Source organism: Streptomyces sp. NPDC101776 (assembly GCF_044766845.1).
Taxonomy (GTDB): domain Bacteria; phylum Actinomycetota; class Actinomycetes; order Streptomycetales; family Streptomycetaceae; genus Streptomyces.
The window spans coordinates 1,059,509-1,078,735 of the sequence record NZ_JBIWMV010000002.1 but is presented as its reverse complement, the minus strand read 5'-3'; the positions used below and the strand labels follow the sequence as shown (position 1 = coordinate 1,078,735).

15 protein-coding genes are annotated in these 19,227 nt (G+C 70.3%); 4 read left to right on the top strand and 11 right to left on the bottom strand.

Features of this window, described 5'->3' with window-relative positions; translation table 11 throughout:
• Window positions 1–167: 167 nt before the first annotated feature.
• The 10 genes from ACIRRY_RS10610 to rsmH form a co-directional block, all read right to left on the bottom strand.
• Window positions 168–962 carry a cell division protein FtsQ/DivIB gene (locus ACIRRY_RS10610; protein ID WP_403970364.1) on the bottom strand — a complete coding sequence of 265 codons (795 nt, stop codon included), beginning with the start codon at window positions 960–962 and terminating at the stop codon, window positions 168–170.
• Between the two features lie 25 nt (window positions 963–987).
• Window positions 988–2,079, bottom strand: a complete 1,092-nt coding sequence (gene murG / locus ACIRRY_RS10605; RefSeq protein WP_329247907.1) for an undecaprenyldiphospho-muramoylpentapeptide beta-N-acetylglucosaminyltransferase — start codon at window positions 2,077–2,079, stop codon at window positions 988–990.
• A gap of 6 nt (window positions 2,080–2,085) precedes the next feature.
• Window positions 2,086–3,450, bottom strand: a complete 1,365-nt coding sequence (gene ftsW, locus ACIRRY_RS10600; protein ID WP_403970361.1) for a putative lipid II flippase FtsW — start codon at window positions 3,448–3,450, stop codon at window positions 2,086–2,088.
• Window positions 3,451–3,471: 21 nt separating this feature from the next.
• The gene (gene murD / locus ACIRRY_RS10595; RefSeq protein WP_403970358.1) at window positions 3,472–4,905 is read right to left on the bottom strand and encodes a UDP-N-acetylmuramoyl-L-alanine--D-glutamate ligase; all 1,434 of its coding nucleotides are present in this window, start codon (window positions 4,903–4,905) and stop codon (window positions 3,472–3,474) included.
• A complete protein-coding gene (mraY, locus tag ACIRRY_RS10590) occupies window positions 4,887–5,960 on the bottom strand; it encodes a phospho-N-acetylmuramoyl-pentapeptide-transferase (RefSeq protein WP_365309904.1) in 1,074 nt (357 codons plus the stop codon). The genes murD and mraY overlap by 19 nt, the downstream gene beginning before the upstream one ends.
• Complete coding sequence (murF, locus tag ACIRRY_RS10585) at window positions 5,957–7,375, bottom strand: UDP-N-acetylmuramoyl-tripeptide--D-alanyl-D-alanine ligase (protein WP_403970355.1); 1,419 nt, start codon at window positions 7,373–7,375, stop codon at window positions 5,957–5,959. Before murF ends, mraY begins: the two co-directional genes overlap by 4 nt.
• A gap of 4 nt (window positions 7,376–7,379) precedes the next feature.
• Complete coding sequence (locus ACIRRY_RS10580; RefSeq protein ID WP_403970887.1) at window positions 7,380–8,900, bottom strand: UDP-N-acetylmuramoyl-L-alanyl-D-glutamate--2,6-diaminopimelate ligase; 1,521 nt, start codon at window positions 8,898–8,900, stop codon at window positions 7,380–7,382.
• Window positions 8,901–9,073: 173 nt separating this feature from the next.
• Window positions 9,074–11,044, bottom strand: coding sequence for a peptidoglycan D,D-transpeptidase FtsI family protein (locus ACIRRY_RS10575; protein ID WP_403970352.1), 1,971 nt, complete (start codon window positions 11,042–11,044; stop codon window positions 9,074–9,076).
• A 5-nt stretch (window positions 11,045–11,049) separates the two neighbouring features.
• Complete coding sequence (locus ACIRRY_RS10570) at window positions 11,050–11,664, bottom strand: septum formation initiator family protein (protein ID WP_403970350.1); 615 nt, start codon at window positions 11,662–11,664, stop codon at window positions 11,050–11,052.
• Window positions 11,665–11,709: 45 nt separating this feature from the next.
• The gene (gene rsmH, locus ACIRRY_RS10565) at window positions 11,710–12,666 is read right to left on the bottom strand and encodes a 16S rRNA (cytosine(1402)-N(4))-methyltransferase RsmH (protein ID WP_200681681.1); all 957 of its coding nucleotides are present in this window, start codon (window positions 12,664–12,666) and stop codon (window positions 11,710–11,712) included.
• A gap of 439 nt (window positions 12,667–13,105) precedes the next feature.
• Between rsmH and ACIRRY_RS10560 the strand changes: the two genes are divergently transcribed.
• The 4 genes from ACIRRY_RS10560 to ACIRRY_RS10545 all read left to right on the top strand — a co-directional run bounded on the left by ACIRRY_RS10560 (window position 13,106) and on the right by ACIRRY_RS10545 (window position 18,650).
• Window positions 13,106–13,654, top strand: coding sequence for a carbonic anhydrase (locus ACIRRY_RS10560; protein WP_019067763.1), 549 nt, complete (start codon window positions 13,106–13,108; stop codon window positions 13,652–13,654).
• A 237-nt stretch (window positions 13,655–13,891) separates the two neighbouring features.
• Complete coding sequence (locus ACIRRY_RS10555; protein ID WP_403970346.1) at window positions 13,892–14,917, top strand: AAA family ATPase; 1,026 nt, start codon at window positions 13,892–13,894, stop codon at window positions 14,915–14,917.
• Window positions 14,917–16,272 (top strand): DUF58 domain-containing protein, encoded by a 1,356-nt coding sequence (locus ACIRRY_RS10550; protein ID WP_403970344.1) that lies wholly within the window; start codon window positions 14,917–14,919, stop codon window positions 16,270–16,272. Before ACIRRY_RS10555 ends, ACIRRY_RS10550 begins: the two co-directional genes overlap by 1 nt.
• Window positions 16,269–18,650, top strand: a complete 2,382-nt coding sequence (locus tag ACIRRY_RS10545; protein WP_403970343.1) for a DUF3488 and DUF4129 domain-containing transglutaminase family protein — start codon at window positions 16,269–16,271, stop codon at window positions 18,648–18,650. Before ACIRRY_RS10550 ends, ACIRRY_RS10545 begins: the two co-directional genes overlap by 4 nt.
• Before the next feature lie 112 nt (window positions 18,651–18,762).
• Here ACIRRY_RS10545 and ACIRRY_RS10540 read toward each other — a convergent pair whose 3' ends face one another.
• Complete coding sequence (locus ACIRRY_RS10540; RefSeq protein WP_200681676.1) at window positions 18,763–19,158, bottom strand: DUF3040 domain-containing protein; 396 nt, start codon at window positions 19,156–19,158, stop codon at window positions 18,763–18,765.
• Window positions 19,159–19,227: the final 69 nt, after the last annotated feature.

Genomic DNA, 19,227 nt, shown 5'->3' with positions numbered 1-19,227 from the left:
AGTTTAGGGTTACCAGTGTGTCCGTTCCTTGAAGTCTTCTGAACAGGACACTAAGTCGACAAGTGGCGCACGTTCAACGAACACGCCGAACCTCCCGTTTTTCTTTTCACCCTATGTGATCAGCCGTAGCGCTGCCCAACCAGGGTGCTGGCCTGCGCGAATGTGCGTCAACTCCCGGCTGACGCAGGGGCGGTGGGAACACTTACATCGAAGTGCCGGGCCCCGGAAGCTGCTTTCATGAGAGCGGTGAGCGTACGCGCCTTCGCTGTGCCCTTCTCGCCGCTTCCCCATGCGACGGTACGGCCACCGCTCAACTCGAGTGAGATGTCGTCGTAGGAACGGACTTTGACGACCTGGGTGACGTGTGCGACGGCGGCCGGAATGTCACCCGCGACGCGCACCGCCTCGCGGACGAGTCGGGTCTCGCCGAAGCGGCGCAGGCCGACCGCGGACGAACTCGATTGCGAGAGCGTCAATTCGAGGGTGGGAACGGACTTCGGTGGCGTGGAAACGGTGGCGAACCGCACGCCCTCGCCGTCCACTTCGACGAAGTTTCCGCCCTTTTTCTCCACCAGGACCGGACTGCGTTCGGTCACTTTCAGCCCGATTCCATGAGGCCAGGAACGGACCACGTCAACGGTGTCAATTCGGGGCAATTTCCTACGGAGTCGGGCTTCGATCGCATCGGTGTCGACAGAGACGAGCGGTCCGCCGACCGGAACACCGGCGGCCTCGCGCACCTGCTCCGGCGTCAGCACCTTCGTCCCGGACACCGACACCTTCTCCACCCGCAGCCACTGCGAGCCGTAGAGCAGCCAGATCGCGGCAGTGCCCAACAGGGCCCCGGCGAGGGCGAGTACGACAATCAGACGAAGGCGTCGCGGACCCAGGCGCCGGACAAGGGGCGGGCCGGACGACTCCTGTTGGCGTTCACCGCGCTCGGCGGTCGTCGGTCCGGCCACGATCCCCTGCCTCTCTCACATAGGGCTAGCGGTGCCGCGAGGCGATCGCCTCGTACACCATGCCGACGAGCAGGTCGTCGGCGTCCCGGCGGCCGAACTCGCTTGCCGCGCGCGACATTTCGTACAGCCGGTGCGGGTCGGCGAGCACGGGCAGGACGTTGCCCTGGATCCACTCGGGCGTCAGTTCCGCGTCGTCGACCAGGAGTCCGCCGCCGGCCTTGACCACCGGCTGGGCGTTCAGCCGCTGTTCGCCGTTGCCGATGGGCAGCGGGACGTAGGCGGCCGGGAGTCCGACGGCGGAGAGTTCGGCGACGGTCATCGCGCCCGCGCGGCAGAGCATCATGTCGGCCGCGGCGTACGCGAGGTCCATCCGATCCACGTACGGTACCGGGATGTAGGGGGGCATCCCCGGCATCTGGTGCACCTGCGGCAGTTCGTTCTTCGGGCCGACCGCGTGCAGGATCTGGATTCCGGCCTGTTGGAGGTACGGCGCGACCCGCTCGACCACCTCGTTGAGGTGCCGGGCGCCCTGCGAGCCGCCGGAGACCAGCAGCGTCGGCAGGTTCGGGTCGAGGCCGAACGCGGCCCGGGCCTGCGGCCGTACGGCCGCGCGGTCCAGGGTGGCGATCGAGCGGCGCAGCGGGATGCCGATGTAACGGGCGTCGCGCAGCTTGCTGTCGGGGGTCGAGACGGCGACCCTGGCCGCGTAGCGCGAGCCGATCTTGTTGGCCAACCCGGGCCGGGCGTTGGCCTCGTGGATCACGATCGGCACCCCGAGGCGCTTGGCCGCGAGATAGCCGGGCAGCGCCACATAGCCGCCGAAGCCGACGACGCAGTCCGCCTTGGTGCGCTCCAGGATCTGCTCGGCCGCCTTGATGGTGCCGCGCAACCGGCCCGGCACGGTGATCAGTTCCGGGGTGGGCTTGCGCGGCAGGGGTACGGCGGGGATCAGCGCGAGTTCGTAGCCCCGCTCGGGTACGAGACGGGTCTCAAGGCCGCGCTCCGTGCCCAGGGCCGTGATCCCCACGGTGGGGTCCTGCCTGCGCAGGGCGTCCGCGAGGGCGAGCGCCGGCTCGATGTGGCCGGCGGTCCCCCCACCGGCGAGTACGACATGCACCGAAATTCACCGCTCTCCGGACGAACGCGCCGCCGAGGCACGCCGTCTCATCGTGTTCCATCTGCGGGGACTCCGACCGGAACCGGGTCCCCTGGCCCCCCGTTTTCTACCAAAGCGGGGTTGCCGCATCGCAAGCGCCGCCCGCGCAGCGGGGTCGTCGCGCGCGAAGGCGATCAGCAACCCGATGGCGAACATGGTCGGCAGCAGGGCGGAACCCCCGTAGGAGAACAGCGGGAGCGGGACGCCGGCGATCGGCAGCAGGCCGAGCACCGCACCGATGTTGATCACCGCCTGAGCGGTGATCCAGGTGGTCACGCCTCCCGCGGCATACCTCACGAAGGGGTCCTCCGTGCGTCCGGCCACGCGGATACCCGCATAGCCTAGAGCCGCGAAGAGGGCGAGGACCGACAGTGTGCCCGCCAGACCCAGTTCCTCACCGGTGACGGCGAAGATGAAGTCCGTGTGGGCCTCGGGGAGTTGACCCCATTTCTCCACACTCGCACCGAGCCCGGAGCCGAAGATCCCGCCGGATGCGAGCGCGTAGATGCCGTGCACGGCCTGCCAGCAGTCGGCGACCCCGGTCTTGGGCTCGGTGGCGCCGATGCAGGAGAGCCGGGCCATCCGGTTGGGGCTGGTCTTGATGAGGATCACACCGATCACGGCCGCGATCGACAGCACGCCGGCGAAGAGCCGGGTCGGTGCTCCGGCCAGCCAGAGCAGGCCGAACAGGATCGCGGTGAGGATGATCGCCGTACCCATGTCGCCGCCGAGCATGATCAGCCCGAGCAGCATGAACGCGACCGGCACCAACGGCACCAGCATGTGCTTCCACTGGGACAGCATCGCCTTGTCCTGCTTGCGGGCGAGCAGGTCGGCGCCCCACAGGACGAGGGCGAGCTTGCCGAACTCGCTGGGCTGGATCTGGAAGGAGCCGCCGAGCGAGATCCAGTTGCGGTTGCCGTTGACCGACATCCCTATCCCCGGCAACTGCACCAGCGCCATCATGAAGACGGCGCCCGCGAGGATCGGATAGGCCAGCGCCCGGTGCAGCTTGACCGGCATCCGCGAGGCGGCCAGCGCCAGCACCGCGCCGATGGAGGCCGCGAGGAACTGTTTGCGGAAGAAGTACGAGCCGGGCAGCGACAGTTGGAGCGCCGTGATCTGGGAGGCCGAGTAGACCATCACCAGACCCAGCACGGTGATCAGCACGCTGCCGCCGGCGATCAGGTAGTAGGCGGTCAACGGCCGGTCCCAGGCCCGGCGCACGTTCCCGTACAACCGTCGTACGGGGTTGTCGCGGACGGTCCTGGCGGCGGGACGTCTGGGGGGCCGCTGCTGCACGGGCGGCCGGCCGGTACGGCTACTGGGCATCAGCGCCTCCGCTCACATCGGTCAGGCGCCGAGTTCGCGAACCGCCTGGGCGAACGCGTCACCGCGCTTGTTGTAATTGGCGAACATGTCCATGGAGGCGCAGGCCGGGGCGAGCAGCACCGTGTCGCCGGCGGCGGCGAGCCGCTGTGCCTCCTGGACAGCCGCGAGCATCGCCCCAGTGTCGGTCCGGGCGAGGTCGACGACGGGTACTTCCGGCGCGTGTCGCGCCAGGGCTTCGGCGATCAGCGCGCGATCCGCGCCGATCAGGACCACGCCCCGAAGTCGCTTCGCCGACTTGGCGACCAACTCGTCGAAGGTCGCGCCCTTGGCGAGACCGCCCGCGATCCACACGATCGACTCGTAGGCCGCCAACGAGGCTTCCGCCGCATGGGTGTTGGTGGCCTTGGAGTCGTCGATGTACGCGACACCGTCCACATCGGCCACGTGCGCGATCCGGTGCGCGTCGGGCGTGAAGGCCCGCAGCCCGTCCCGTACGGCCTTGGCGGGCACCCCGAAGGCGCGCGCGAGGGCAGCGGCGGCAAGGGCGTTGGCGATGTTGTGCGGGGCGGGCGGACTGACGTCGGAGACCTCCGCCAGCTCCTGCGCGTTGCGCTGCCGGTCCTCGACGAAGGCGCGGTCGACCAGAATGCCGTCCACGACGCCGAGTTGGGACGGCCCGGGGCTGCCCAGCGTGAACCCGATCGCCCGGCAGCCCTCCTCGACGTCGGCCTCGCGGACCAACTCCTCAGTGGCCTTGTCGGCGACGTTGTAGACGCAGGCGACCCGATTGCCTTCGTAGATACGGCCCTTGTCGGCGGCGTACGCCTCCATCGAGCCGTGCCAGTCGAGATGATCGGGCGCCAGGTTCAGGACGGCGGCGGAGTGGGCGCGCACCGAGGGCGCCCAGTGCAGCTGATAGCTCGACAGTTCGACGGCGAGGACGTCGTATTCCTCGTCCCCGAGTACGGCGTCCAGGACCGAGACGCCGATGTTGCCGACGGCCGCCGTGCGCAGGCCCGCCGCCTTCAGGATGGAGGCGAGCATCTGGACGGTGGTGGTCTTGCCGTTGGTGCCGGTGACGGCGAGCCAGGGGGCCGCTTCGGGGCCGCGCAGGCGCCAGGCCAACTCCACGTCCCCCCACACCGGTACACCCGCCTCACGCGCCGCCGTGAACAGCGGCTTGTCGGGCTGCCAGCCGGGGGTGGTGACGATCAGTTCGGTGCCTTCGGGCAGGGATGCACCATCACCGAGGCGCACGGTGATGCCGAGCGCCTCCAGGTCGGCGGCCTGGGCCCGGGAGCGCTCGTCGTCGCCGTCGTTGACGACCGTGACGAGCGCGCCGAGGCCGTGCAGGACCTTGGCCGCCGGGATGCCGGAGACACCGAGCCCGGCGACGGTGACGTGCTTGCCCTCCCAGGAGAGCCCCTGCCCATCGGTCACTTTTCCGCTGCCCATCCCGCGTAGAAGAGGCCAAGGCCGACGATCACGCAGATGCCCTGGATGATCCAGAAACGGACCACCACGAGCACTTCGGACCAGCCCTTGAGTTCGAAGTGGTGCTGGAGCGGGGCCATGCGGAAGACCCGCTTGCCGGTGAGCTTGAAGGAGCCGACCTGGATGACCACCGACATGGTGATGAGGACGAAGAGGCCACCCATGATGGCGACGAGCAGCTCCGTGCGGGAGAGGATCGCCAGACCGGTGAGGACACCGCCGAGGGCCAGCGAACCGGTGTCCCCCATGAAGATCTTGGCCGGCGAGGTGTTCCACCACAGGAAGCCCAGACAGGCCCCCATCAACGCCGAGGCGATGACCGCGAGGTCGAGCGGATCGCGCACTTCGTAGCAGGCGTTCGGGTTGGTCAGGGTCGTCGCGTTGGCGCAGGATTCCTGGAACTGCCAGACACCGATGAAGGTGTAGGCGCCGAAGACCAGGACCGAGGCGCCGGTGGCGAGGCCGTCCAGACCGTCCGTCAGGTTCACGCCGTTCGACATCGCGAGGATCATGAACAGCGCCCAGATCACGAACAGGATCGGGCCGAGCTTCCAGCCGAAGTCCGTGATGAACGACAGCTTCGTGGAGGCCGGGGTGTTGCCGCGGGCGTCCTGGAACTGCAGGGCGAGCACCGCGAAGCTGATGCCGACGATCAGCTGGCCGGCCATCTTCGCCTTGGCCCGCAGGCCCAGCGAACGGCGCTTGACGATCTTGATGTAGTCGTCGAGGAAACCGACCAGACCCATCCCGACCATCAGACCGAGCACCAGCAGACCCGAATAGGTCGGCGTGTAGCCGGTGATGACCTTGGACAGGAAGTACGCGGCGACCGTCGCGAAGATGAAGGCGATACCGCCCATCGTCGGCGTACCGCGCTTGCTGCCGTGCGTGCGCGGGCCGTCGTCCCGGATGTACTGGCCGTAGCCCTTGCGGGCCAGCAGCTTGATCAGCAGCGGGGTGCCCACCAGGGTCAGGAACAGGCCGATGACTCCTGAGAACAGGATCTGCTTCATCATCGGACGGCAACCTCACCCTCGGTACCGGCCGCCTCGACGAGCGCCTGCGCCACGCTCTCGAGCCCGACCGACCGGGACGCCTTCACGAGAACGACGTCTCCCGGGCGCAACTCGCTGCGCAACAGGTCGACCGCCGCCTGTGCGTCGGACACGTGCACCGACTCCTCACCCCACGAACCCTCGTTATATGCGCCCAGTTGCAGCCAGGACGCTTCCCTGCCCCCGACCGCGACGAGCTTGCCGACATTGAGCCGGACGGCCAGCCGTCCGACCGCGTCGTGCTCGGCGAGCGCCTCGTCCCCGAGCTCGGCCATCTTGCCGAGCACCGCCCAGGTCCGCCGCCCCTTGCCCATGGCCGCGAGCGCGCGCAAGGCGGCTCGCATGGACTCGGGGTTCGCGTTGTAGGCGTCGTTGACGATGGTCACGCCGTCCGAACGCTCGGTGACCTCCATCCGCCAGCGGGAGAGGGAGCCCGCCTCGGAGAGCGCGGTGGCGATCTCGTCTGCGGACATGCCCAGCTCATGGGCGACGGCGGCCGCGGCGAGCGCGTTCGACACGTGGTGCTCACCGTACAGGCGCATGGTCACTTCGCTGCACCCGGAGGGTGTGTGAAGGCTGAAGGCGGGCTGTCCGCTGTCCGTGAGTCTGACGTTCTCGGCCCGTACGTCCGCTTCGCCGGACTCTCCGAAAAGGATCACCTTCGCCTTCGTACGGGAGGCCATGGCCCGTACGAGCGGATCGTCCGCGTTGAGGACCGCGACGCCGCCGTCTTCAACTGAAGGGAGCGCTTCTACGAGTTCACCCTTTGCCTGCGCGATCTGCTCCCGGCCGCCGAACTCGCCGATGTGGGCGGTGCCGACGTTGAGGACGAGGCCGATCTGCGGGGGCGTCAGATCCGTGAGGTAGCGGATGTGACCGATTCCGCGGGCGCCCATCTCCAGGACGAGGAACCTCGTCTCGGCGGTGGCGCTCAGCGCGGTCAGCGGCAGCCCGATCTCATTGTTGAACGATCCTGGCGTGAACACTGTGGGCGCCTTGCGGGCGAGCACCTGGGCGATGAGGTCCTTGGTGCTGGTCTTGCCCGCCGAGCCGGTGAGGGCCACGAGGGTCGCGCCGAGCCGTCGTACGACATGGCGGGCGAGGGCGCCCAGGGCGCTCTGGACGTCGTCCACGACGATCGCGGGGACGCCGACCGGGCGGGAGGCCAGGAGGGCCACCGCGCCCGCCTCGACGACCGCGTTCGCGAAGTCGTGGCCGTCGACGTGCTCGCCTACGAAGGCGACGAAGAGGCTGCCTGGTTCCACTTCCCTTGAGTCGCGGACCACCGGGCCGGTGACCTGGACGGACGGATCCGGTATGTCGTGCGTCTGCCCGCCGACGACTTCTGCGATCTCGGCGAGGGAGAGGGCGATCACAAGTTCATCCCTGGGTCTTCTGGATAGCTTCGCGGAGCACCTGGCGGTCGTCGAAGGGACGGACCACTCCGGCGATGTCCTGGCCCTGCTCGTGGCCCTTTCCCGCGACCAGCACGGTGTCCCCCGGCTGTGCGCGGGCGACCGCGGCGGCGATGGCGGCGGCCCGGTCCTCGAAGACCTGGACCTCGCCCCGCTCGTGCGCGGGCACGGACGCGGCGCCCTGGAGCATGGCCGCGAGGATCGCGAGGGGGTCCTCGGAGCGGGGGTTGTCCGATGTCAGTACGGCGGTGTCGGCGAGCCGGGCCACGGCGGCACCCATGGGCTCACGTTTCGTCTTGTCCCGGTCTCCGCCGCAGCCGAGCACGACGTGCACCTTGCCCTCGGTGACCTTGCGCAGCGCGCGCAGAACCGATTCGACGGCGTCCGTCTTGTGGGCGTAGTCGACGACCGCGAGATACGGCTGCCCGGCGTCCACGCGCTCCAGGCGCCCCGGCACGCCCGGCACCGCGGCGATGCCGTCGGCGGCGAGCTGCGGGTCGAGGCCCGCGGTGGCCAACGCGGCGATCGCGGCGAGGGTGTTGGCCACGTTGAAGGAACCGGCCAGCGGCGATCTCGCGGTGATCAGCTCGCCTTTGGGGCCGACCGCGGTGAACGTCGAGTCCATGGGGCCGATCTCGACGTCCTGGGCACGCCAGTCGGCGTCCGGGTGGCCTTCGGCGGAGTAGGTGACCACGGGGATCGTGGCCTCGGCGGCGAGCCTGCGGCCGTACTCGTCGTCGAGGTTGACCACTCCCTGCCGGCTGCGCAGCGGCGTGAACAACTGTGCCTTGGCCTGGAAGTAGTCCTCCATGCCCGAGTGGAACTCCATGTGTTCCGGGCTGAGGTTGGTGAAGACCGCGATGTCGAAGATGCAGGCGTCGACCCGGCCGAGGACCAGCGCGTGGCTGGAGACCTCCATGGCGACCGCGTCGACCCCGCGCTCGAGCATGACCGCGAACAGGGCCTGGAGATCGGTGGCTTCGGGGGTCGTGCGCTCCGACTTCATGCGCTCGTCGCCGATGCGTGTCTCGACCGTGCCGATCAGACCGGTGGACCGGACCGTCCTCAGGCCGCCCTCCACGAGGTACGCGGTGGTGGTCTTGCCGGAGGTGCCGGTGATGCCGATCTGGAGCAGATCGCGGCCGGGATGACCGTAGATCGTGGCCGCCAACTCGCCCATCTGGCCGCGCGGATCGGCTACGACCAGCACCGGCAGGCCCGTTGCCGCCGCGCGGTCGGCACCGGCCGGGTCCGTCAGGACGGCGACGGCACCGAGGCCGGCCGCCTGGCCGACGAAGTCGGCGCCGTGCAGACGGGCGCCGGGCAGCGCGGCGTACAGGTCGCCGGGGCGGACGGCGCGCGAGTCATGGGTGATGCCCGTGACGTCGGCGGCGGTCGTCGGCCCGGCGGCGCCCACTTGGTCGGCGAGTTCCGCGAGGGGTGTGGCGGAGAGCTGCGCCGGCCTGGGCGGCCCCGGATATGTCACGGATGCGCCCTTCTGAGGGGGTTGGGACTGATCGGCGGATGGCACGGCGGTGAGCGTACCGGGCGCACCCTCCGGGGAGCGAAGCGAGGGGCGGGGCCCGCTGTCCTGCTGGGCCTGGTTCCCGGACTGGGAGGTGATCATGGTCACGGATCGGTTCCTGGCTGTTGCGCTGATCAGGGCGTGAAGGTCACGGGCAGATTCGCGGCCTTCGCCCCGGTGGGCGGGACCTGGAGGGTCTTGAGGGCGAACTCCATCACCTGCTTGTAGATCGGTCCGCAGATCTGACCGCCGAAGTAGCTTCCGCTGGTGGCGTTCTGGATCGCGCAGTAGACGGTGATGCGGGGGTTGTCGGCGGGCGCGAACCCGGCGAACGACGAGGTGTAGCCCTTGTACTTGCCGGTGGCGGGATCCACGCGGTTGGCGGTGCCGGTCTTGCCCGCGACCCGGTACCCCGGAATCGCGGCCTTACCGCCCGTGCCCTGCTCGTCGTCCACCACGGACTCCAGCATCTGGGCGAGGGTCTTCGCCGTCTTCGCACTGATGACCCGGGTCTTCTTGGGCGTCGCCGCGGGCGTGAAGCGGCCGTCGGGCCCCTTCGTGCCGCGCACCAGGGTGGGTTCGACGCGGACTCCGCCGTTGGCGACCGTCGAGTAGACGGAGGCCGCCTGGAGCGCGTTGAGGGACATGCCCTGGCCGAAGGGAATCGTGTACTGCTGCGAGGTCGACCACTTGGCGGCGGGCGCGAGGATGCCCTTCGTCTCGCCGGGGAAGTTGAGCCCGCTGTAACTGCCGATGCCGAACTTGCGCAGATACGAGTACAGGACCTGGTTGGCCTCGGGCTGGGTCTTGCCGAGCTGGCCGGCCGCCTCGATGGTCCCGATGTTGCTGGACTTCGCGAGCACACCGTTGAGCGTCAGGTTCCAGGTCGCGTGGTCGACGTCGTCCTGGAAGAGCCGGTCGCCCCGGTGCAGCCGGTTCGGCACGACGACATGCGTCAGCGGGGTGGCCGCGTTCTCCTGGAGTACGGCGGCCATCGTCATGACCTTGGCGGTGGAACCGGGCTCGTAGGCGTCCTGGACGGCCGCGTTGCCCAGGGAGGCCGCGCTGGCCTGCGAGAGGTCGTTCGGGTCGAAGCCGGGCGCGTTGGCCATGGCGAGGATCTCGCCGGTGCGGGTGTCCTGCACTATCACGTACCCGCGGTCCGCCTTGGACTTCTTCACCTGCTCGGCGATGGCGTTCTGCGCGGCCCACTGGATGTCACGGTCGATCGTCAGCTCCACGTCGGCACCGGGCACCGCAGGCGTCTCCGTGGAGCCCGCGGTGGGCACCTGGAGACCGCCGGACTGGGCATAGCGGACCTTGCCGTCCTTGCCGGTCAGGTCCTTGTCGAGCTGCTGCTCGACCCCGCCGCCGCCCTTGCCGTCGGCGTTGACCCAGCCCAGTATCCCGGCGGCGAGATCGCCGTTCGGGTACACGCGCTTGGTGGTGGGGACGGCGAGGACACCGGCCAGGACGTTGACCGTGGCCGGGTCGGTCGAGGCCTTGGTGTTGAGCGCGCTCTTCAGGTCCTTGATCTGCTTCCAGACCTGCGGGGTCTGCCGGTTGGCGAGCACTACGTAGCGCAGGTTCTTGTTCGCCGGCCTGAGCTTCTTGACGAGGGAGGCCTGGTCCACACCGAGGATCGGGGCGAGGAGGGCGGCCGCCTGTTCCGGCCCGTCGTCGATCTTCAGCTGCTTGCGCGTGAACAGCGTCGGGTCGGCGGTGATCGTGTACGCGTCCACGCTGGTCGCGAGGGCCACCCCGGAACGGTCGGTGATCTCACCGCGCTCGGCAGCCAGGACGTAGTCGACGTACCGGTTCTGCGCGGCCTTGGCGGCGTACGCGCTCGCGTCGACGGCCTGCACCTGGAGCAGCCGTACGACGAACGCGATCAGGACGAGGGTCAGCGCGAGGCTGATCATGCGCAGGCGGGGGCGGGGGCTGCCGAGGCGGAGGGAGTTCGGGCCCGCCGGGCGAGCGGCGGGAGGGGCCGGTGCCGGGCGGCGGGCCGGGCGGGCGCCGGGCCCGGGGCGGCGCCGGGCATCGGGCCGTTCGGGCCTGGCCGGTCCGGGCACTCGGCGGCGCGGCGGTTCCCTGTCGGACACTTCCGTCACCTGCCGGGTGTTGTCGGGGTGGAGGACTGGACTGTCGAGGTCTGCGCGGTGGAGGTCCGGGCTGTGGAGGACTGCGCGGGCTGTACGGGCTGAGCGGCTCGGGGCGTGGTCGCGGCGGGCGAGGCCACGGGGGCCGCCGCGCCGGGTGCGGGGGTCGGGCTCGGACTCGCGCTCGGCCTGCTGATGAGCGCCTCGGGGGCGAGCACAGCCGGTGTGCTCAGGGTCTTCTCGGCGGTGGCCTGCTCCGGGACACCCTTCACCGTGCCGTTGGGGTCGAGGAAGGCGGGGTCTCCCCCGGGCACCATGCCCAACTCGTGGGCCCGGCGCTGGAGGGCGTCGGGTGCGGAGTAGGCGTCCACGTCGCGCTGGAGCGCTTGCTCCTCGTCGGTGAGGCTCTTCGTCTGCTTCTGGAGGTCGTCCAGTTTGAACTGCCCTTCGCTGAGCGCGGAGTTCAGCACGAGCAGTCCGATCAGGCCACCGCCGAGGAGGAGCACGACAAGGAGGACGAACGGGGTCCGGGCCGCGTGGATCCCGCCGGTCTGCGCGGGCCCGGTCGGAAAGAGCCGCGCGAGTCGGGCGGCCCTGCCCCTCAGTTCGGGTTTCCTACTCACTCACGCACCCCGCACCCCAACACCCCGCACCGACTTGGTACGTATTCACCCGATGTCCTCCCTGATGCGCTCGGCCCCCCGCAGCCGCGCGGGTGCCGCCCGCCGGTTCTCGGCGACCTCTTCCTCGGTGGGAAGTTCGGCACCGCGCGTCAGGAGCTTGAGCCGGGGCTGGTACTGCTCGGGCACGACCGGCAGCCCAGGAGGCGCGGTGTTGGCGGCGCCGGCCGCGAACACCTGCTTCACCAGGCGGTCTTCGAGCGAGTGGTACGACAGGACGGCGATCCGGCCGCCCACGGCAAGGGACTTCACGGCGGCGGGGATCGCGCTCTCCAGGACGGACAGTTCGCCGTTGACCTCGATGCGCAGCGCCTGGAAGGTGCGCTTGGCCGGGTTGCCGCCGGTGCGCTTGGCGGCCTGGGGCAGCGAGTCGCGGATCAGCTCGACGAGCCGCGCGCTGTTGCCGAACGGCTCCTTGTCGCGCTCGCGGACGACCGCGGACACGATCCGCTTGGCCTGCTTCTCCTCGCCGTACGCCCGCAGGATGCGGACGAGTTCACCGGGCGCGTAGGTGTTGAGGACCTCGGCGGCGCTGATGCCGGTCGTCTGGTCCATGCGCATGTCCAGGGGCGCGTCCTGGGCGTAGGCGAAGCCGCGGTCGGCCTCGTCCAACTGCATGGAGGAGACGCCGAGGTCGAACAGAACGCCCTCCACGCGCGCGAGGCCGAGCCGCTCCAGTACCTCGGGCAGTTCGTCGTAGACGGCGTGCACGAGGGTGGCGCGGTCGCCGAAGGGGGCGAGGCGCTCGCCGGAGAGGCGCAGGGCCTCCTTGTCGCGGTCCAGGGCGACGAGGCGGGCCTCGGGGAACCGGGTCAGCAGGGCCTCGCTGTGCCCGCCGAGCCCGAGGGTGCAGTCGACGACCACCGCTCCCGGGCGCTCCAGCGCGGGGGCCAACAGGTCCAGGCACCGCTGGAGCATCACCGGGACGTGTCGACTCTGGCTCAAGGGGCCCTCTCAGGTCCGGCACGGGCCGTACGCACCGCCGGGTCCCCGCCCTCCCTCAGCTCCGCTGGGGGACCCCAGAGAAGGGGAGGCCTGCCGGCACCGGAAGCGTCAGCCGACCGGGAGCGGGAGGAGGCCGAGCCGTACGTACGCGCCGCGCACGTGGGGAGAATCCGGAAAATCGCCGGATTCTCCGGGAAAAGTCCAGCAGGGAGAGCCTCGCCTCCCGCTTCGCGCAACTTTAGTCCACGCTGTCTCACGGTCAATCAACCGGCCTGCGCGTCGCGGGCCCGGGTGCGTGCGAAGCCTCAAAACGGGAAGAATCACCCACACGGGTGCACCCCCGCCACCCGTGTGGGTTACCTCACAAGAGGACGCGATGACGCTCTTTTTCCCCTCCCGCACCGAGACCGCACCGCCGGTGACCAGTACCGTCATAGATATGACGACCTCCGCATCCGTACCCACAGAGTCCGAAGGCGCCATAGCTCACGGCGGGACCGTGACGGACCGCCTTGTCGACGCCAACGCGCAGTATGCCGCCGCCTTCACCGATCCCGGGATGGACGCCCACCCCGTCCTCCAGGTGGCCGTGGTGGCCTGCATGGACGCCCGCCTCGACCTGCACAAGGCGCTCGGCCTCCAACTCGGCGACTGCCACACCATCCGCAACGCGGGCGGCGTGGTCACCGACGACGTGATCCGCTCCCTCACCATCAGCCAGCGCGCGCTCGGCACCCGCAGCGTCGTGCTCATCCACCACACAGGCTGCGGCCTGGAGTCCCTCACCGAGGAGTTCCGGCACGACCTGGAGATGGAGGTCGGCCAGCGCCCCGCCTGGGCGGTGGAGGCCTTCCGGGACGTCGAGCAGGACGTACGGCAGTCCATGCAGCGTGTGCGCACCTCACCGTTCCTGCTGCACACTGATGACGTGCGCGGCTTCGTCTTCGACGTGAAGTCGGGTCTGCTGCGCGAGATCGACCCCGCCTGACGCGCCCGCCCGCCCCGAAAATTTCGAAAAGCTCAGCACTGGGACCGCCCAAAAGGTCATAAGACCCGACAAAGCGAAGGCAGTTGTCCACAGGCGAGTGACACGAACCGGTAACGGCAACAAGAATGCGGGTGTGGCGTCGCGCGGAACTTTTTCCGCGCGGTGTCCGTGTTTCGGGGTGGGCCGGTCCGCATCACACGCGTCGGCCCATGGAAAGAACGGGCCGAGGAGGGCCGGGTGACGACCTATGACGATCGAGCGAGCCTTACAGATCTGACCGCCACTGTGGAGCGAGTCCGCAGTTCGGTGGAAGGAGTGATCGAGGGCAAGCCCGAGGTCGTACGGCTTTCGCTGACCGTGCTGCTCGCCGAGGGACATCTTCTGATCGAGGACGTTCCGGGTGTGGGCAAGACAATGCTGGCCAAGGCGCTGGCGCGGTCGATCGACTGCTCGGTGCGGCGAATCCAGTTCACGCCCGACCTGCTGCCCTCGGACATCACCGGTGTGTCCATCTGGGACCAGCAGCAGCGGGACTTCGAGTTCAAACCGGGCGCCATCTTCGCGCAGATCGTGATCGGCGACGAGATCAACCGCGCCTCGCCGAAGACCCAGTCCGCGCTCCTGGAGTCCATGGAGGAGCGCCAGGTCACCATCGACGGCCAGACCTACGAGCTGCCCAGCCCCTTCATGGTGGTCGCCACGCAGAACCCGGTCGAGATGGAGGGCACCTATCCGCTGCCCGAGGCCCAGCGCGACCGCTTCATGGCCCGGGTCTCCATGGGCTATCCCAGCGCGGAGGCCGAGCTTCAGATGCTGGACATCCACGGCGGGGCGAGCCCGCTGGACGACCTCCAGCCCGTGGCGCACGCGCACGACATCGTCAAGCTGGTCGAGGCGGTCCGCGGCGTCCATGTCGCCGACCCGGTGCGCCGATACGCGGTGGAGCTGGTCTCCGCCACGCGCAACCACGCCGACCTCAGACTCGGCGCCTCCCCGCGCGCGACGCTGCACCTGCTGCGCGCGGCGAAGGCCTCCGCCGCCCTCAGCGGCCGCGAGTACGCGCTGCCGGACGACATCCAGGCGCTCGCGGTGGCGGTCCTGGCGCACCGCCTGCTGCCCACCGCCCAGGCCCAGCTGAACCGTCGTACGGCGGAGCAGGTCGTCCAGGAGATCCTCCAGCGCACCCCCGTGCCCGCGGCGCCGTCCCCGCAGAGCGGCCTGGGTCTCGGGGGGTACGGCCAGCAGCCTCCCCGGAGGCTGTGATGCCCCCCGGGGAGGCGGAGACCGACCGGGACGAGAAGGGCGGTGTCCGTACGGCCCTGGCCGGGCTGACCACCCGGGGACGCTCGTTCCTGGCCGCCGGTATCGCCGCCGCGGTCTGCGCGTACGTCCTGGGTCAGAGCGATCTGCTCCAGGTCGGACTCCTGCTGGCCGTGCTGCCCCTGCTCTGCGCGACGGTGCTCTACCGCACCCGCTACCGGGTGGCCGGCAGCCGTCGGCTCTCCCCCGCGCGCGTGCCCGCCGGCAGCGAGGCCCGCGTCCATCTGCGGATGGACAACGTCTCGCGGCTGCCCACGGGCCTGCTGATGCTCCAGGACCGGGTGCCGTACGTGCTCGGCCCGCGCCCCCGCTTCGTCCTGGACCGGGTCGAGGCGGGCGGCCGGCGCGAGGTGTCCTACCGGGTCCGCTCCGACCTGCGCGGCCGCTATCCCCTGGGCCCGCTCCAGCTCCGTCTGACGGACCCCTTCGGGATGTGCGAACTGACCCGCTCCTTCTCGACCTTCGACACCCTGACGGTCATCCCGCGCGTGGAGGCCCTCCCCCCGGTCCGCCTCAGCGGCGAGGCCAAGGGCTACGGCGACGGCCGCAACCGCTCGCTGGCCCTGGCGGGCGAGGACGACGTGATCCCGCGCGGGTACCGCTACGGCGACGATCTGCGCCGTGTGCACTGGCGCTCCACCGCGCGCTACGGCGAGCTGATGGTGCGCCGCGAGGAGCAGCCCCAGCGCGCCCGCTGCACGGTGCTCCTCGACACCCGGGGCATCGCCTTCGCGGGCCAGGGCCCGGACTCGGCCTTCGAGTGGGCCGTCTCGGGCGCCGCCTCCGTCCTGGTGCACATGCTGGAACGGGGCTTCTCCGTACGGCTGTTGAGCGACACCGGCAATTCGGTGCCCGGCCAGGACGCCGACGGGTTCGCGGGCGCGAGCCAGGAGTCGGCGGACGCGGCCGGGCTGATGATGGACACCCTCGCGGTGATCGACCACTCGGACGGCGCGGGCCTGTCCCGGGCCTACGACGTCCTGCGCGGCGGGAACGAAGGACTTCTGGTGGCCTTCTTCGGCGACCTCGACGAGGAACAGGCGGCCATCGTCGCCCGGATGCGCCAGCGCAGCGGGGGCGCTCTCGCCTTCGTGCTGGACGCCGACGGCTGGGTGCGTGAGTCGACCGACGTCTCCGGTCCCGGGGACGAGCAGGAGGAGCGGCTGCGGATGCTGCGCGACGCGGGCTGGACCGCCGTGGGCGTGCCGCGCGGCGCGTCCCTGACGGACCTGTGGCAACAGGCGGACCGGGAGCGCAACGGCATCACCGCGACCGGCCTCGGGAAGGGATGGGCATGAGCGGGCGGGCACGACTGGCGATCTGCGCCTGGGTGGCCACACTGCTGGCGTCCTGCGCGCTGCTGCCCCTGGTCTCCCCGGCGACCTGGATCGTCCAGGCCGCCTTCATGCTGGCGATCCAGACCGGGGTGGGTGCGGCGACCCGGCGGGTCCCCCTGGCCCGGCCGCTGACCGTCGCGGCGCAGGCCCTGGTCACGCTGCTGATGCTGACCCTGGTCTTCGCGCACGCGCAGGCCCTCGCCTGGATCGTCCCGGGCCCCGAGGCCTTCCGGCACTTCGGCGATCTGCTGCAACAGGGCTCCGACGACGTCTCCCGGTACGCGATCCCGGCACCGCTGCACGACGGCATCCGGCTGATGCTCATCGGCGGTGTCCTGGTGATCGGCCTCGCGGTGGACACGCTCGCGGTCACCTTCCGCAGCGCGGCCCCGGCCGGACTGCCGCTGCTCGCGCTGTACTCGGTGGCCGCCGGACTGTCGGAGAGCGGTTACGGCTGGCTGTGGTTCCTGCTCGCGTCCTCCGGCTATCTGATGCTGCTGCTGGCCGAGGGCCGGGACCGGCTCGCCCAGTGGGGCCGGGTCTTCGGCGGGGCGCCCCGCACCACCTCGGGCCCGGAGTCCTCGGGACCGCTCGCCCCGGTCCGTACCGGGCGGCGGATCGGCGCGGTCGCGATGGCCATCGCCCTGCTGCCGCTGCCCACCATCTCGGGCGGCCTGCTGGACACCGCCGGGACCGGCGTGGGCGCGGGCACCGGGGGCGGCGGCACGATCTCCGCGGTCAACCCGCTGGTCTCGCTCCGCGACAGCCTGAACGTGGACGAGAACCGCCAGGTCCTGTCCCTGCGGACCAGCACGAACGACAGCTCGGACATGTATCTGCGGATCGTGTCCCTGGACGACTTCGACGGCACCACCTGGAAGCCGTCCCAGCGGCACATCGAGGGTGTGCCGGGCACGTTCCCCACCCCGACCGGCCTCGGCGCCGACATCAAGCGCTCGGTGATCCAGACCCGGATCTCGGCCGCTGACTGGTACGCCCAGGACTGGCTGCCGATGCCGTACCCGCCCAGCGGCGTGAAGATCGACGGCAGTTGGCGCTACGAGCCCGTGGGCATGACCGTCGTGGGCGATCACGGCCAGAACACCCGCGGGGTGACCTACACGGTCAACAGCCTCGATGTGCAGCCGACCGCGGAGCAGTTGGCCACGGCGCCGGAGCCGTCGGCGAACCTGAGGAAGCAGTACACCGAGGTGCCGAAGTCGCTGCCCGCGGTAGTGGCCGACACCGCCCGCACGGTCACCGCGGGCTCGACCAGTCACTACGAGCAGGCGGTCAAGCTCCAGGACTACTTCGCGGTGAGCGGCGGCTTCCAGTACGACACCCAGGTGGACGTCGGCACCGGCCGCGACGCGATCGCCAAGTTCCTGAAGGACAAGCAGGGCTTCTGCGTCCACTTCTCCTTCGCGATGGCGGCGATGGCCCGCACCCTGGGCATTCCGGCCCGGGTCGCGGTGGGCTTCGCGCCGGGCACCCCGGAGGCGAACGGCACGGTGTCGGTGGGCCTGAAGGACGCGCACGCCTGGCCGGAACTGTACTTCGAGGGCGTGGGCTGGACCCGCTTCGAGCCGACCCCCAACCGGGGCTCGGTGCCGTCGTACACCCAGTCGACCACGCCCGGCAGCGACATCCCGGACCCGGCCGGCTCCTCGGCGGCGACGAGCGCGGCGCCCTCCGCGGCCCCTTCGACGAGCGCGAGCTGCACGGCCCAGATGCAGAAGCTGGAGGGCTGCGCGAGCCAGGCCCCGGCGATCGTGGCGGGCGACGACTCGAACGGTCCCTCGTGGCTCGTGGAGGTGGTGCTGATCAGCCTGGGCGTGCTCCTGCTGCTGGCGCTCCTGTTCTCGCCGCTGCTGTGGCGGACCCGGATGCGTTCGGTACGGCTGGGAGCACACGGTCGTGGCGAGGCGGAGGCGGCGATCCACACGCTGGCGGTGTGGGAGGAAGTGACCGATACGGCCTGGGACTTCGGGATCTCGCCCGACGATTCGCTGACCCCGCGCAAGGCGGCCGCCCGGATCGTGCGGCTCGGGCAGCTCGACCCGCCGTCCGCCGCCTCGGTGCATCGGGTGGCGGATGCCGTGGAGCAGGTCCTGTACGCGCCTCGGCCGCAGTTGGCGGCGGGGCTCGCGAAGGACGCCCGGCGGGTGATCGTCGGGTTCCGGGACACGGCCGACCGCTCCGCGGAGCTGCGCGCACTGGTCGCCCCGCGCTCGACCGTCCGGGTGGTGTGGGCGCTGTCGGCCTGGTGGACGTCGGTGACGACGCGGGCGGCGGCGCTGCGGCCGAACCTGCGCAAGCCGTCCGACCAGCAGGGCTGAGGGGCACTGCGAGGGAGAAGCAGGGCACAGGTGAGGGGGTGACCACCGGTTCGGTGGTCACCCCCTCACTCGTGTCTTGAGGAGCGCCGTGTGCGCTGCGGGCCGGGTGCCGCTACTGGCCCTGTTGCTCGTCGCGGCGGCGCTGCCAGCGCTGCTCGATACGATCCATCACCGAGCGCCGCTGCCGTCCCTGACGGCGGGCGTGCGGTGCGCCCGCGGCGGGCTGTTCGCCAGGCTTGGGGGCTTTGCGCCAGCCGGTCACGACGAGCACCGCACAGCCCAGCATGACGAGGAACCCCATCACGCTGACCCAAATCTGCTTGGCGACCATTCCTGTCATGAGGAGCGCAATACCCACGAGGAAGCCGGCCATCGCCTGGTAGACCCGTCTCCGGGTGTACGTGCGCAGCCCGCTTCCCTCAAGCGCTGTCGCGAACTTGGGATCTTCGGCGTACAGCGCTCGCTCCATCTGCTCGAGCATTCGCTGCTCGTGCTCCGAGAGCGGCACGGAGTCCTCCTCATCGTGCAGTCGCCGGGGCGACCCGGGGGGTCCCTTCAGGATAGGCAGGGAATCGCC